We start from the raw sequence: 10281 nt of genomic DNA, 5'->3' as shown, positions 1-10281 counted from the left end.
TGAATGCAATTGATTACTAATACACCGGTTTAGGAGAGTTGCCCTATGAAAGACGTTATCCGACTGGGCGACTCCACAACTCACGGTGGCAAAGTTCTTGAAGCATTCACCCAAGCCGACTTCAACGGCAAACCTATAGCTGGGGTGGGTCACAAGGTGAGTTGCCCTCTGTGTAAAGGGATTTTTCCAATCGCCGAGGGCAGCAGCACCTATACCGTCGATGGCACGCCAATCGCCTTGCACGGCATGAAAACCGTTTGTGGGGCCGCATTGATTGCTAGTGGTCCTAAAGGGACGGTTATCTGCTGAGTCTTGTGGGTGTGAACTATCCATTTTGAATCGCACTAATTTCGAAGGCTCTGATCGGCCGCACTTTGCCGATACTTCAATCAAGGCTGCTTACGACCCAGAGTGTGTAAAAACGCTTCGCCAAAACTGAAGTATGGGCATCTACGTTAAATCTGATATTTAACGGCACGTTAGAAGATGTGGATTTCTCGTAGAAGCGAGATTTTTAGTTCGGTTTTGAGTACCTGTCGCGCTCAAAAACAATTTTATACAGCTTTGGCCATTTGTAGTGGTTCCTCTGCACTATATGACTCTGTCACCTTTAACGCTTGGTGCTGGCCAAAAACGCCGACAGCCGTCTGCAATGGTTCCACGACCCGGCCGGCAATCTGCTGCGCGAACACCAACATTACCTCGGACTGGAAAAGCCCACCGTCGCGATCTGGCAGCACGAGTACGACGTGCTCAATCAACGTGTTGCCACCGTTCGCCCGGACGGTCACCGCGTCAGTTGGCTCACTTACGGTAGCGGCCACCTGCTGGGCATGCGTCTGGATCAGCATGAACTGATCGGCTACGAACGCGACGACCTGCACCGCGAAATCGCCCGCCATCAAGGCAATCACCTGCTGCAAACTCAAAGCTGGGACCCGGCCGGACGCTTGCAGGAGCAACTGCTGGGGCGCAGCGATGACAAAAGCACTCTGCTCAAGCGCGAATACAAATATGACGCTGCCGGCCAACTGACTGACATCAACGACAGTCGTCGCGGCCCGCTCGCCTATCGTTACGATCCTGTCGGCCGACTGCTCAGCGCCGTGACGCGTCAAGGCGTGGAAACGTTCGCCTTCGACCCGGCCGGTAACCTGCTGGATGACAAGACTGCTGAAATCCGCCGCCCACTGGATCTGACGCCGCCGCGCAGCAAACTGGTCGACAACCTGCTGCGCGAATACGCCGGCACCCACTACGACTACGACGAACGCGGCAACCAGATCCAGCGCTGGCACAACGGCCAACGCAGCGATATGCGTTGGGACCTGTTTGATCGACTGGTGCATTTCGAAGACTCGCGCCTGAGCGTGGATTTCGCCTACGACGCACTGGGACGCCGCCTGCACAAGAACTCCCGCGCCCACTACAAACAGCGCCCGGAAGCCGGTTCCCTCTGGAACAGAAACGAGCACGCCCGCAAACAGCGTGAACTGGGCTGCGGTTTTACGCTTTACGGTTGGGATGGCGACAATCTTGCGTGGGAAAGCAGTCTGGCGCAGGGCGATGGCGAGCCGGGACGCACGGTGCATTACGTCTTCGAACCGGGCACTTTTGTCCCGATCGCTCAAGCTGTGCGCCATGCGCCGATCAAGCTCATGGGGCAGCCGGATTACAGCGGTGAATACAGCCTTGATGAAGACCCGGTGTGGAATCACAAGGCAATGGCATTGCCTTTCGATGCGCTGGCCTGGTACCAGTGCGATCACCTGGGAACACCGCAGGAACTGACGGATTCACAAGGAAACATGGCCTGGACCGCGCAGTACAAGGCGTGGGGGCAGGTGACGGAGCAGCGCTCGGAATGGGCGCGGCAGCATGGCGTGACGAACCCGATACGGTTTCAGGGGCAGTATCACGATCATGAGACGGGGCTGCATTACAACCGGTATCGGTACTATGATCCGGGGGTTGGGCGGTTCATTTCTCAGGATCCTATACGCTACGAGGGAGGCTTAAACCTTTACAAGTATGCGCCAAACCCGGTTGAGTGGATTGACCCATTGGGGTTGGAGACTGTTGTTGCTACCAAAAGCCGCGCAAGCGCAATGAGGAAGGCACAACAACACGCACAGGTTCCAAGAGTAGGAAGAGGTGGAAAAGATATCCCCACACAAGAGTTGAACGGTGAAAGTGACGGGCGATTTTGTGCATGTTTGAAAAAGCGTGGAGTTACAACGCTGGGAAGGCGTGGACACGATAATTCTGAGGTCTTTGATCACCCGGATGGTCACCCTCATATGGTCGGAGAGGGGCACCCGGAGCATCACAGCTCCCCACATGTTCATGCAATGAACAAAAAAGGCGAGTCAAAAATATTCACTTATCCGGGAGAGATGTAGCGTGAACGACTACAAAATTATATGCTATCGGGCTAAATTTGATGATTTCAAAAAAACCTCAAGTGCTCGCATTAAAAATATTCCTGCGGAAGTTAATGATGATTTTGCACTTTTGGCTTCTGTTGATCAAAAAGGCACTATCGGTTTCAATAAAACCATCCAGGGCTCCGCTGCGATCAAAGCTTTGATTGCTAGTTGCTACTACATTGATATCGATGGAAGGCTTCAGTCGCCTTCAAATAATGAACTTTGCTATATGCCGTTCTTTATGTTTAGGGATAAAGATGGGGAGTTTGAGCTCGCAGTTCGCGCGCACAGGCAATACGAAATAGATATCAAAAAATATGAAGTGCTCTCACGGCATCGAAGCGTAGATAAACCCATTGCCCCTATGCTGACTACTTTTTTGCAAAATGATGAGTTATCCATAAGTCATGATGTATATGAACTTCTCAAAAGGTCCTGCCACTATGTCGCTATTGCGAAAATTTCTGGCGAATATGGGCATGGTGCGTTCGATGTGTTTTCTAACGATTTGACTTATTTTTTTGAAGAGTTTGGCAGTATTACCGCGGGAACAGCTGAATGGGTGATGGTTGATGCTTCGTCGCAACTTCCAATAAATTAGTTGGCGAGTGTTCTTAACCTCATGGAGGCAGGTCGCGTTTTTAATAGTGTTTAAATGTGGTCTGTCTCTGATAAAACCCCACAAGGCCGAACGCAATGGTGGGGGCGGGTTTGTTTTTTAATTAGGGGGGGGCGTCCGTGATGTGAATGGCACTAACAAGCCGCCTGGTTCAGTTTGTAGTCCCTTAGTAAAGAAGTTTGACTTTAGGGTGCGGAGGAAATTCTTGATGTCAGAGTTTTCGAACAGGCTTTTAAAACTTTCTCCGATAGATTTGCAACTCTATGCATCGAAATCTTTAAATGCTTATTGCGCAGCAAAGTCTATTCAGCACGTGACGGTCGATGAGTTGATAGCCCACCTTAATAGTCGTCCTGAAGGCCGTGACTTGGCTGAGTGGGAGAGAAGGGGGCGCTATTGCCGCTCAATGGAAGGGGGATGATATGCCTCAAGAACTTAGGCAATCGATTCCATCTCAAGATATTGACGATTTTTGTCATATTGTGGATAGCGCGGTCGAGGTCGGAATAGTAGATGTCTATGGAACTCCAAGCGAGCTGCCGGCCATGTTCTTAGAGAAAATAACTTCAATTCTTCGCAAAAATAACATTGATATTCCTCAGTTGTAATTTGTGGAGTAATGGGGGATTTATTTTTGTATGATTTTTGCATTATATAAATCTGTCACCTTTGTTCAGGTCGGTACCTTTCTGAGTGGGCACTATGCCGCAGGAAAGAACCCGATGGCGCGTAAATAAGGAGATATAAGATTTTTACTGATTTTTATAAGCTGATTGCGCTGTTTTTAGAAGGAGCGGGTAATCTTCAACCAAATATTTTTGAATTGAAGGGTTTCTCTGAGTCTGAGTTTTTAAATGCCGATTTTGAGTTGGTCGGGGATCTGGATGATTTTCATTTTTTCGAGAAGGAATACAGCGTTTCTTATTTGTGTCGAAAAGTATCGATTGTATTTAAGCAATATTTTTTTGTAAGTGAGGCGTTAGGGTGCGGCCTTGGTGTTGCATGTGGGGTGAGGCTGACTTCTCTTTTGAAAAAGCAGCCATTTGCTGCAGCGTTGAGGCAGATAGGCGATAATCGGATTTCGTTCTATTTTTCCGAAGATGAAAGTGAAGGGGCACTGATTTTTGATGAAAGCATTGTAATAAGATTTGGTCGGCGATCCAAAAGAAGCTCGTACATGATTTCAACTGTTGAATGCGATTTTGATAATGAGCGTTTTGGTGACATAGCAAGGAAAGCAGTGCATGAAACGTTCGAGTGCCTTACTCCCGAATCGATGATAAGCGAAGCCAGTTCAAAAGGCTGCTCAAATGCTTTCAAACGGCTGGTTCGACAGATTTATTTGGGCAGTACTATGCAATGAATAGTGCCATCCGCTCACAACTAAAAGAGTGATAGCATGACTTTTGCTTTTTATAAATTTGTCACCTTTAAAGGTTGTAATTTTTAAAGCTTTCGGGATAAAGGTCTCAATCTATGAAAAGGCTGACTGAGTTTACTGTGCACGGGACCGCTGTCGGTAGTGATGCGAGTATTCAGCTGGATGAGGTTTCGATTCTTGCTGATCCACAAACGATTAGAGAGCTTGGTGTTTTTCTTATTAATGCATCGTATGAGATGTCAACGAATGGTCTTGAGCATAAGCACCTTCAAGATATAGTTGAAGACTTCGACTATGACGCGAATGTGGACTTCATCGCGTTGAATAACAGCTTGGTGAAGCCTGTGTAAGTATCGGATCATGAGTCATGAATACAAGCTGGTGTTCGGCGACACAACCTCTGCCAGCAAAGTAATGAAGAAAATAAAGGGCAGCGATGCATGTATTCGCGCACAACAACCTGGCGACCTCTACCTGAAAGATCAGTCGCTCAACAGTAGCGCCGATTATGACGCTCGATTGATCTATGAAAGTGGGAGCGTTTTGTGGCTTCAGGTCAATTTCAAGTCATTGAACCTATACCAAACCTTGCTCTCGGCGTTGGGTGACAGCGACTATAGATGTCTTGAGGAAGGTGATGATGAGGTGCCGCTTAAGGATGCATTTCGCATCAAGGGCAATGTTTGAAGAACGCTTGAATGTCTGCATCGTGCATTAGTGCGAATAAACAGGCCTTGGTCAAAGGAGTGACAACATGAAAGACGCAATCCGCCTCGGCGACTCCACCACTCACGGTGGCAAAGTCCTCGAAGCCTTTTCCCATACCGACCTCAACGGCAAACCGATTGCCGGAGTCGGTCACAAGGTCAGTTGCCCATTGTGCAAAGGGGTTTTCCCGATCGCCGAGGGCAGTAGCACCTACACCGTCGATGGCGTGCCCATCGCGCTGGACGGCATGAAAACCGCCTGTGGAGCCGCGTTGATTTCCAGTGGCCCGAAAGGCGCCGTAATCAGCTGAGTCCCTGAATTTCGGTTACTTCTGTCTGCCTTGGTCGATATTTAGAGTGGGCAGGGCCAGTCCAGGGGTTCAAAAAGCAAAAAGATCGCAACCTGCAACAGCTCCTACATCAGGATCAATTTTCCCCTATAGACGCTGCCACAGCCTGCGATCTTCTGCTCTTACTTCGCAGAAAACTTCAACACCACGCTCTGGGTGTAGGTCTGTCCCGGATCCAGCCGGGTGCTCGGGAAGTTCGGCTGGTTCGGCGAGTCTGGATAGTGCTGAGTCTCCAGGGTGAACGCGCCCCAGTGCGGATAGACCTTGCCACCTTTGCCCTTGACCGTGCCGTCGAGGAAGTTGCTGGTGTAGAACTGCACGCCCGGTTCGTTGGTGAACAGCTGCAAGTGGCGACCGGATTGCGGGTCGCTGACTTCGGCGGCGAGTTTGCTGACGTCACCCTTGGTGTCCAGCGCCCAGTTGAAATCGAAGCCGCCTTGTTTCTCTTCAGCGAATTTCAACTGCGGATGGTCGGCCTTAATGTGCTGGCCGATGGCGGTGGGTTTGGTGAAGTCCATCGGTGTGCCGGCCACGGGCGCCAGTTCGCCGGTCGGGATCAGTTTGGCGGTGACCGGGGTGTAATGGCTGGCGTGCAGGGTGGCGACCTGTTTGAGGATGTCGCCGTTGCCGGCGCCGGCGAGGTTGAAGTAGCTGTGGTTGGTCAGGTTGAGCACCGTCGGTTTGTCGGTGCTGGCCTTGTAGTCGATGCGCAGTTCGTTGCTGTCGGTGAGGCGGTAGGTCACTTCGGTGGTGAGGTTGCCGGGGAAACCCATTTCGCCATCCGCCGACAGGTAGGTCAGGGTCACGCCGACCGAATCCTTGTCCTTGGTTTCCTTCGCCTTCCAGACCTTTTTGTCGAAGCCCTGCGTGCCGCCGTGCAAGGCGTTGGTCTTGTCGTTCTGCGGCACTTGATAACGCTTGCCGTCGAGTTCGAAAGCGCCATCGGCCAGACGATTGCCGAAGCGGCCGATGGTCGCGCCAAAGTACGCGGTGCCTTTCTGGTAGCCCTGCACATCGTCGAAACCGAGGACGATGTCGTCGAGCTTGCCGTGTTTGTCCGGCACTTGCAGCGCCTGCAAGGTCGCGCCGTAGGTGATGACCGTGGCCTGCATGCCGTGGCTGTTGCGCAGGATGTATTGCTCGACGGGGGTGCCGTCATTGGTTTTACCGAAGGCTTTGTGTTCGCTGGACAGGCCGGCGGCCTGGGCGGAGAGGGTGGCGATCATCAGGGACAGTCCGAGGCCGCAGAGTGAGTGTCTGGATTGAAGCATGGTTGACCTTCCATTTTGTTGTTGTTTTGAAAATCGTTAAATAGTCATGCTAATTATCGTGTGAATGAAGATTTATAGCGGATTTAGCGTTTATTGCAAAAATAAAGTCCGACTAAATGAAAAAGGCAACCAGCACCGAAGGTCGGGAATCCACCCTGGCACCGCACTTTTGCGAAATCCCCGGCTCTATCCATGGCCAGGTTGCGGTGACTCCCGCCGCACAGGAATGTGTCCTTCAAAGAATTCATGCCGAGAGTTTTGCCTCACATCGCTGCATTCATTCACCGCCCGTGCCTGCTGCTGGCCTGCCTGTCGACGCTGCTGTTCGGCGGTTGCAGCCATCAGGACGGCAACAATTTCATCAGCCAGATGCGCGAGGGCAGGCCTCAGGAATTTCTCCAGACCAGCGTCGACCGCATGGCTACGCTGGCGATGCGCGACAACCTCGACAGCCTCTATCGCTTGATGGGCAAGTTGTACCTGCGCAACCCGGACGAGCTGCGCAAATCCGGCTACCTCGACATCCGCACGGCGGTCAAACAGGTGCGACTGGCCATCGAACAGCAGCAACCTCTGCCAACTCTCGGCGGCAAGAAAGATCTGGCGGCACTGAGCTATGCGATGAGCCCCGAGTTTCTCGGTGACCGGGTCGGCGCCTTCATCTATGCGATCGGCAGCATGCTGGTCACTGCCCACGGCAACCGCACCGAGTTCTACATGACCGATGCGATCAACCCGACCTTCGTCAACAACGCCGCACGCAACATTGAAAAAGCCACATGGATCCTTGCCCAGCGGCAGAACAAGGAAGGCCAGCCGCTGCTGTTCTCCAACGAAATTTCAGAAGAGGGCAGCAACCTGAGCTTTGCCACGGAGTTCGGCAAAGTCGTGGCGCGCCTGGATCTGCTGACCCAGATGCTCGATGAGCGCTATCGGCGCATCGGTTTGAATTACGCCCAGAGCCTGCTGTTTTTGAATTTTTTGCCAGTGCAGTGAAATGGCATAACGATAGATCGGATCGATATAGGAGGTTATAAGAAAAATCGCTATGCTGCGGGCCAGATTTTTCCTGTCGTCTTCTGGATGTCTTAATGGAATTGGCAAATTTCGGTCTGGTGATTGCCGGGCTGGTCGTGGGGTTCATCGTCGGCATGACCGGTGTCGGCGGCGGTTCGTTGATGACGCCGATCCTGCTGTGGTTCGGCATCAATCCGGCCACGGCGGTGGGCACGGATCTGCTGTACGCGGCCATCACCAAATCCAGCGGCGTGCTGGTTCACAGGAAGAACAAGAACATCGACTGGGCCATCACCGGCTGGCTGACCCTGGGCAGTGTCCCGGCGGTGGCGATGACCTTGTGGTTCCTGAGCACCCTGCACACCGCGCCGGACGCGATGAACGCCATCATCAAGCAGGCGCTGGGCTTCGTGCTGTTCGCCACGGCGCTGGCGATTCTGTTCAAGAAGCGCCTGCTGGAATTCGCCCACAAACGCGCCGGCGGCAACTACAACCCCAGCGGCACGCGCTTGAATATCATGACGGTGATTACCGGTCTGATCCTCGGCACCATGGTCGCCCTGACCTCCATCGGTGCCGGCGCCCTCGGCACCGTCGCGCTGTTCATCCTCTATCCGCTGCTGCCGACCCGCCGCCTGGTCGGCACCGAAATCGCCCACGCCGTACCGCTGACGCTGGTGGCCGGCCTCGGCCACGCGAGCATGGGCAACATGGACTGGGGCGTGCTGGGCTTTCTGCTGGTCGGCTCGCTGCCGGGCATCTGGCTCGGCAGCCACCTGACCGGCCGCGTCTCCGATGAACTGCTGCGTCCGTGCCTGGCGACGATGCTGGTGTTGATCGGTTACAAGCTGGCGTTCTGATCGGCACGCAGCCATGAGCGAAACCACATTCCATTGCAATGGCCGTCTCGCCATCACGGTCGAGCCCCGGGAAATGCGCATGAGCCACTGGCTCTACGCGCCATTGGTGGTTGACCAGCATCGTCAACAGACGCTGCTGGACTTGAGTGGCAGCCAGTGGGACCTGATTTCCACTACCAATGAAACCGCTGGTGCTATTGATCTACTGCTGCGCAAATATCCGGGCGACAAGCCAACTTTGATCTTGAACGTCAGCCTCGATGACGGAAGGCTTCGCCTTGACGGCCGATGCGTTGATCCATCGGGGCTGGAAGCGGCGCTCGATTTGGCGCTGAGCTAAGTGCTTAATGGCTGAGCGAGCGCTTCATCACCGTCACCGGCAAACCGTCGTATTCCGTTTCTTCCAGCACCTCCCAACCCAGCCGCGCATACAGCGACTGCGCGGCATCGGTGTACAGGTACAGCTGCGGGACGCCCAGGGCGGCGGCTTCCTCGACGATGCGGTTGACCAGTTGCGAGGCGATGCCGCGGCCACGCTGTTCGGCCTTCACGTAGACCCCGGCCAGCCACGGCGTCAGTTGCGGGCGCGTGTCCATGTCGCTGTCGATCAGCAGCGCACCGCCGAGCAGTTTTCCGTCTTCGATCGCCACCACCACGCTGGGAATCGCACCTTTGCCGCAGGCGGCGCGCATACGTTCAGTGCGGCTGGCGAGGGTGTCTTTGGGGCTGTACTGGCCCCATTCCTTGAAGTTCAGTTCAGCCAGTTCCTCGATCAGTTGCGGGTGATGGCAGAGATAGTCGATGTGCATGCGCGTTGAACTCCATTTCACAGGTTGAACAGCCACCCTAATGCGCTCATAAAAGGTAATCAAATGCGCGAGAGGATCGTGCGTATCCGGTTGCGCAAAATCGGTGCTGACCTAAGCTTTGGGCAAGGCGAAACACTTTTGCCGGGCAGCCCCCGGAACAATCGCCGCGATGCGCAATCATTAGAGCGTGGATATCAAAAGGAGATGCGCATGCTCATCAGGTCACTGACCCTGACACTCTTGCTGGCGATTGCCGGCCCCCTGTTCGCCGCCGACGGCGATTCCCCTCTGGACGTCGACAAGGGCATCAACCGCCCGGTGATCGTGATCGCTTCCAGTACGGTCGATTCTTATTGGGTCAGCCTGAAAAAAGCGCTGGACGACCCGGCCAACAAACAAGGCATCGCCGACCGCAAGATCAAGGTTTACACCATCCTGAGCATGAGCGGTCAGGTCGATGGCAAAAGCCTGGAGCAGCAGCAGACCATGGCGTTGCTGCGCTCGCTGAAGCTTGGCGCCGGGGCGTATCCGAAGGTCTTTCTGGTGGGCAAGGATGGCGAGACCAAGCTCTCGGCTTCGGGGGATGAAGCGGCGGCGGTCGATTTGAAGAAGATTTTCGACACCATTGATGCGCTGCCTGCCGCCGAGAAAGAAGCCACTTCCACTGTGGTGACTGCCCCGGCTGCTGCTGAACCGGCGCCGGCCAAGGGTGCGAAAGGGACAAAACCGACGAAGCCAACCAAACCGGCCAAGCCGCCGGAAATGCCGGATGATTGATGTTCCGATTCAGCGGTTATCAAAAAACGGGCGACCTTCTCAGGTCGCCCGTTTTTTATGC

General features: G+C 53.8%; 13 protein-coding genes and 1 pseudogene. 12 read left to right on the top strand and 2 right to left on the bottom strand.

The features are described 5' to 3' along the window. The first annotated feature begins 45 nt into the window (after positions 1–45). The 8 genes and pseudogenes from C6Y56_RS18175 (at position 46) to C6Y56_RS18140 (ending at position 5447) form a co-directional block, all read left to right on the top strand. Complete coding sequence (locus C6Y56_RS18175) at positions 46–309, top strand: PAAR domain-containing protein (protein WP_169431048.1); 264 nt, start codon at positions 46–48, stop codon at positions 307–309. Positions 310–617: 308 nt separating this feature from the next. Further along, positions 618–2072: pseudogene (locus C6Y56_RS18170) on the top strand (RHS repeat-associated core domain-containing protein); the annotation flags it as partial. 331 nt (positions 2073–2403) lie between these two features. Then, the gene (locus C6Y56_RS18165) at positions 2404–3030 is read left to right on the top strand and encodes a hypothetical protein (RefSeq protein WP_169431047.1); all 627 of its coding nucleotides are present in this window, start codon (positions 2404–2406) and stop codon (positions 3028–3030) included. A 440-nt stretch (positions 3031–3470) separates the two neighbouring features. Next, on the top strand, positions 3471–3656 hold the full coding sequence (locus C6Y56_RS18160; protein ID WP_169431046.1) for a hypothetical protein: 186 nt from the start codon (positions 3471–3473) through the stop codon (positions 3654–3656). Between the two features lie 215 nt (positions 3657–3871). Then, the gene (locus C6Y56_RS18155) at positions 3872–4411 is read left to right on the top strand and encodes a hypothetical protein (protein WP_169431045.1); all 540 of its coding nucleotides are present in this window, start codon (positions 3872–3874) and stop codon (positions 4409–4411) included. A 113-nt stretch (positions 4412–4524) separates the two neighbouring features. Next, positions 4525–4779 (top strand): Imm32 family immunity protein, encoded by a 255-nt coding sequence (locus C6Y56_RS18150; protein WP_169428214.1) that lies wholly within the window; start codon positions 4525–4527, stop codon positions 4777–4779. A gap of 10 nt (positions 4780–4789) precedes the next feature. Beyond that, positions 4790–5116, top strand: coding sequence for a hypothetical protein (locus tag C6Y56_RS18145; protein ID WP_169431044.1), 327 nt, complete (start codon positions 4790–4792; stop codon positions 5114–5116). Positions 5117–5183: 67 nt separating this feature from the next. Further along, positions 5184–5447, top strand: coding sequence for a PAAR domain-containing protein (locus C6Y56_RS18140; RefSeq protein ID WP_169431043.1), 264 nt, complete (start codon positions 5184–5186; stop codon positions 5445–5447). A 161-nt stretch (positions 5448–5608) separates the two neighbouring features. Here the strand turns inward: C6Y56_RS18140 and C6Y56_RS18135 are convergent, their stop codons facing one another. Beyond that, positions 5609–6757, bottom strand: coding sequence for an aldose epimerase family protein (locus C6Y56_RS18135; RefSeq protein ID WP_103386218.1), 1149 nt, complete (start codon positions 6755–6757; stop codon positions 5609–5611). A gap of 246 nt (positions 6758–7003) precedes the next feature. Here C6Y56_RS18135 and C6Y56_RS18130 point away from each other — a divergent pair, with 246 nt between their 5' ends. The 3 genes from C6Y56_RS18130 (at position 7004) to C6Y56_RS18120 (ending at position 8974) form a co-directional block, all read left to right on the top strand. Further along, entirely contained in the window at positions 7004–7753 is a 750-nt protein-coding gene (locus C6Y56_RS18130; protein WP_169431042.1) for a hypothetical protein, read from the top strand. A gap of 95 nt (positions 7754–7848) precedes the next feature. Next, positions 7849–8634: a sulfite exporter TauE/SafE family protein gene (locus C6Y56_RS18125; RefSeq protein WP_169431041.1), complete on the top strand. Its 786-nt coding sequence runs from the start codon at positions 7849–7851 to the stop codon at positions 8632–8634. A gap of 13 nt (positions 8635–8647) precedes the next feature. Further along, the gene (locus C6Y56_RS18120) at positions 8648–8974 is read left to right on the top strand and encodes a hypothetical protein (protein ID WP_169431040.1); all 327 of its coding nucleotides are present in this window, start codon (positions 8648–8650) and stop codon (positions 8972–8974) included. Positions 8975–8978: 4 nt separating this feature from the next. On the opposite strand, the gene C6Y56_RS18115 is transcribed toward C6Y56_RS18120, so the two are convergent. After that, on the bottom strand, positions 8979–9443 hold the full coding sequence (locus C6Y56_RS18115; protein ID WP_169431039.1) for a GNAT family N-acetyltransferase: 465 nt from the start codon (positions 9441–9443) through the stop codon (positions 8979–8981). Between the two features lie 210 nt (positions 9444–9653). On the opposite strand from C6Y56_RS18115, the gene C6Y56_RS18110 reads away from it, so the two are divergent. Next, positions 9654–10220, top strand: coding sequence for a DUF4174 domain-containing protein (locus C6Y56_RS18110; protein WP_169431038.1), 567 nt, complete (start codon positions 9654–9656; stop codon positions 10218–10220). The last annotated feature ends 61 nt before the right edge of the window (positions 10221–10281 follow it).

Origin of the sequence: Pseudomonas fluorescens, from assembly GCF_012974785.1 — a bacterium.
Classification (GTDB): domain Bacteria; phylum Pseudomonadota; class Gammaproteobacteria; order Pseudomonadales; family Pseudomonadaceae; genus Aquipseudomonas; species Aquipseudomonas fluorescens_BT.
The sequence above is the reverse complement of the archived record's forward strand: the minus strand, read 5'-3'. Positions and strand labels throughout refer to the sequence as shown.

What these genes read in the sequence shown, in the direction of transcription:
- C6Y56_RS18175 (WP_169431048.1), top strand. Translation starts at nt 46, where the DNA reads ATGAAAGACGTTATCCGACTGGGCGACTCCACAACTCACGGTGGCAAA.
- C6Y56_RS18160 (WP_169431046.1), top strand. Translation starts at nt 3,471, where the DNA reads ATGCCTCAAGAACTTAGGCAATCGATTCCATCTCAAGATATTGACGAT.
- C6Y56_RS18150 (WP_169428214.1), top strand. Translation starts at nt 4,525, where the DNA reads ATGAAAAGGCTGACTGAGTTTACTGTGCACGGGACCGCTGTCGGTAGT.
- C6Y56_RS18145 (WP_169431044.1), top strand. Translation starts at nt 4,790, where the DNA reads ATGAGTCATGAATACAAGCTGGTGTTCGGCGACACAACCTCTGCCAGC.
- C6Y56_RS18140 (WP_169431043.1), top strand. Translation starts at nt 5,184, where the DNA reads ATGAAAGACGCAATCCGCCTCGGCGACTCCACCACTCACGGTGGCAAA.
- C6Y56_RS18135 (WP_103386218.1), bottom strand. Translation starts at nt 6,757, where the DNA reads ATGCTTCAATCCAGACACTCACTCTGCGGCCTCGGACTGTCCCTGATG.
- C6Y56_RS18130 (WP_169431042.1), top strand. Translation starts at nt 7,004, where the DNA reads ATGCCGAGAGTTTTGCCTCACATCGCTGCATTCATTCACCGCCCGTGC.
- C6Y56_RS18125 (WP_169431041.1), top strand. Translation starts at nt 7,849, where the DNA reads ATGGAATTGGCAAATTTCGGTCTGGTGATTGCCGGGCTGGTCGTGGGG.
- C6Y56_RS18120 (WP_169431040.1), top strand. Translation starts at nt 8,648, where the DNA reads ATGAGCGAAACCACATTCCATTGCAATGGCCGTCTCGCCATCACGGTC.
- C6Y56_RS18115 (WP_169431039.1), bottom strand. Translation starts at nt 9,443, where the DNA reads ATGCACATCGACTATCTCTGCCATCACCCGCAACTGATCGAGGAACTG.
- C6Y56_RS18110 (WP_169431038.1), top strand. Translation starts at nt 9,654, where the DNA reads ATGCTCATCAGGTCACTGACCCTGACACTCTTGCTGGCGATTGCCGGC.